We start from the raw sequence: 2,268 nt of genomic DNA, 5'->3' as shown, positions 1-2,268 counted from the left end.
CACCGACAAGCGCGAGTTCGTCTACAACGGCACCGTCGACGTCGCCTCGATCAGGATCTGGCTCCGCCACCCGAGCAACCAAGATCCATGAGACACGCCCTAGGTGGCTGGTGTCGAACGGCTGATACGAGTGTGGGCCCTGCCTGGGCTCTGCCGGGTGGGTGGGCCATACGGGCTCCCATGCGGGCCGGGCTGGGACGTGGAGCCGGCTCGGCTGAACCGCGTGGGCGCTGGGTCGTCCGCTCCTGGGCGGGGTCGAGCCCGGGTTCGAGCGCTGTTGGTGCTGGTCAGGCCGCTACCGCCCATCCCTGGGTAGTGCCGCACATCCCGAGCACGGCCATCCGCGCCAGGTTGGTCGCGGCGGCCAGCAGCCGGAAGTCGTCGTCAACGCGGGCGGTGCCGCGGACCCGGGCTCGTCGCCCGCCGTGCTTGCGCCGGGTGAGGTGCCCGAGCTTGCGTTCGATCTTGGGTCGGGTGCCGCGGTAGTCGGCGACCCAGGCCGGGTCGGTCTGGCGGGCCCGGGCGTCGGTGAGGGTCTGCTCGTAGGGGCCGACCGACACCGTGCGCCCGCCGGCGGCGCTGGTGCACTGGGCGCGCAGCGGGCAGTCGGTGCAGGCCGACCCGAAGTAGGCGGTGCCGCCGCCGGCATGGGCCGGGTGAATCCGGACGGTGATCCCGGCCGGGCAGCTCACCGTGTCGGCGCCGAGGTCGATGGCGAACCGATCCTTGCTGAACAACCCGCCCGCCGCGGTGGGCGTCTGGGTCTTGCAGCGGTCGGTGATCCCGGCCCGCTGCAGCCGGTCGTGGAACTCACCGGTGCCGTAGGCGTTATCGCCGTACACGCACGGCTCCTCGGTGTCCTCGGCCGCTCTCGCGCCGGCCTGGACCGGCTGCTGCGGCTCGACCGGCTGCTGCGGCTCGACCGGCTGCTGCGGCTGCTTTTGGCCCGCGGTGTCGTCGGCGGTGTCGTCGGCGGTGTCGTCGAGCAGGTCGGCGACGAGGTCCTCGGCGACGCTGGCATCCCCGGCGTTGCCCGGGGTGACCGTGGTCGCGGTGATGATCTCGGTGTCTGGGTCCATCGCGGCGTGGCCCTTGTAGCCGTCGAACCCGCGCGCGGCGGTCTTGTGCCCGTGCCGGGCCTCGGGGTCCACGGTGGAGATCACCCGGTCCTCGGCGACGCGGCGGGCGATCCGGAACACCCCATCCGGACCGGTCTGCAGGTCCTGGCCCAGCACCGTCGCCAACAGCGTCGCGGCGTCGGTGACCGGCTGGGCGAGCTCGCGGCCGTCCAGCAGGGCCAGCAGCGCATACCCATCCCGGGCCCGGGAGTCGATCAACTCCTCGCGGGCCGCCCGGTCGTCCCAGTCGATCTGCGGCTTGCCGCTGCCGGCGTAGTCGTCCCCGCTGCTCAGCGCGCCGCGCAGCGACGCGGCCAGGTCGGTGTCCGCAGCGGCGGCGACCCCGAGCAGCCCGCGCACCGCCGAGCGGATCAACGTGATCGTGTCCATCGTGGCCACGGCGTCATACAGCGGGGTCGAGTCCACCACCCGCCGCCGCCCGACCAGCCCGGCCTCGGCCGCCGCCGCCAGGCCCACCTCGAAGATCCGGTCGGGGCGAGCCGAGCGGCGCAGCCGCGCTCGCATGTCCACCAACACGGTGTGCACGAACCCGCCGGCCCCCGCACCCGAGCCGGCGTAGCCGCCGACCCCGGCCGCATACCGCCAACGCGCGTCGAAGCTGTACTGCTCGACCGCCTCCCGATCCGAGAACCCACCCAGGCGCTGCAACACCATCACCGAGGCCACCACCGACGGCGGCACCGAACGCCGACCCCGGTCGCAGAACAGATCCGCGAACAGCTCATCGGGGAACAACCGGTCCCGCTCCCGCGCCAGGAACCGGTAGATCGAGTTCTCCGGCAGCGACTCCTCACAGAATCGAGCCGCCTCGTCGAACAGATCACCCTGACGATCAGCCCGGCCCAACGTCACTTGATCACTCTCGCGGAGGCCAGGCCTGGGGCGGGTCAGCGACACGCGAAAAACACCAGCCACCTAGGGGCATCGCCGGAGCGGGAGGCGCCGTGGATCTGGACCTGCGCAAAGTGCGTTACTTCGTCGCCGTGGCCGACCGGTTGCACTTCGGCCGCGCCGCCGATGAGCTGCACATCGCGCAGCCGGTGCTCAGTCGGCAGATCCGGGCGCTGGAACAGGATCTCGGCGCCACGCTGTTCACCAGGGACAGCCACGGCGTAGCGCTGACCGACGC

The 2,268-nt window shown here is 72.3% G+C and carries 2 protein-coding genes; one reads left to right on the top strand and one right to left on the bottom strand.

Annotated elements, in window-relative coordinates:
• Positions 1-287: 287 nt before the first annotated feature.
• On the bottom strand, positions 288-1,991 hold the full coding sequence (locus VKN16_05800) for a transposase (GenBank protein ID HME93710.1): 1,704 nt from the start codon (positions 1,989-1,991) through the stop codon (positions 288-290).
• 92 nt (positions 1,992-2,083) lie between these two features.
• Between VKN16_05800 and VKN16_05795 the strand changes: the two genes are divergently transcribed.
• A partial coding sequence (locus VKN16_05795; protein ID HME93709.1) for a LysR family transcriptional regulator occupies positions 2,084-2,268 on the top strand: 185 nt, incomplete at its 3' end.

The sequence above is a fragment of the Candidatus Methylomirabilota bacterium genome, assembly GCA_035315345.1.
Classification (GTDB): domain Bacteria; phylum Methylomirabilota; class Methylomirabilia; order Rokubacteriales; family CSP1-6; genus CAMLFJ01.
This window is presented reverse-complemented; position numbering and strand designations above follow the sequence as displayed.